General features: G+C 26.5%; 1 protein-coding gene. It reads right to left on the reverse strand.

Annotated features, from left to right (window positions below; genetic code table 4):
- A partial coding sequence (locus D9R21_RS06740) for a hypothetical protein (RefSeq protein ID WP_148108898.1) occupies positions 1-666 on the reverse strand: 666 nt, incomplete at its 3' end.
- Positions 667-904 lie beyond the last annotated feature (238 nt).

Here is a 904-nt window from a genome sequence, read left to right on the forward strand (position 1 = left end):
ATTATCATTTTCATCCGTGTATTTTTCATAAGATACTTTTAAACTTTTAGAACGAAACATTGAAACTCTTAAATTATTATATCTTTTATCTAGTTCTTTATCAGTTAAAATTTCTTTTTCTTCAGCATGTATCATTTCATCTGTTCACGCCGATATAATACCACCACCTTTACCAACTTTTCCCATAATTTTATTACCATTAGCATAACCATCAAAAGCAATGCGAACACCACTAGGAAAAACAATCTCTCCACCTTCTTTAACATTTTTAGGTCAAACAATGCCATTTTCATTGTCGGGTCCTATATCAATCCCATATTTATCGTATAGATAATTACATACATTAATTGTATCGCCAAATGTAGTATCTTCATGGGTATTGGCATATCTTCGTAAAATGTTAGATGAAGCATCAGTAAAATTACACGCAAAAAATAATTTTTCTGCTAGGTGATTTCATGTCTTATTAGTACCACGCCCCGCTGAAACAAACTTAAAAAAAGTTGGCGAAGTAAAATATCGGGCATAACTATCACCAACAAAATCTTTAAATACTTCTCAATCAAAACCAAAATTATATTCACTAAAATTTAAATAATATTTTTTATTTAAATGTTCATAACTAGTAATTCGTTTTTTGTTATTAATTTTGGTAAAATATTGCATTTTTAATTAGCCTCCTTTTTTTGATAAGATTATATTAAGTATCAATTAAGTATTTAGGGCGAATAAAAAAGATACGGGTTTTTATTTTAAAATGTTATTTAGTTCTGTAAATTGTAAATGCAAATGTAGCACTTTATTGAAAAAAATAAAGTGCTTTTTATTTTGTAAAAATACTTATATTTATTGGATTAATCGTTAGATAGTATCTTTTACACTTAATAAAATAGGTTTTTTCTGA

The organism is Spiroplasma endosymbiont of Megaselia nigra, assembly GCF_003987485.1.
GTDB lineage: Bacteria > Bacillota_I > Bacilli_A > Mycoplasmatales > Mycoplasmataceae > Spiroplasma.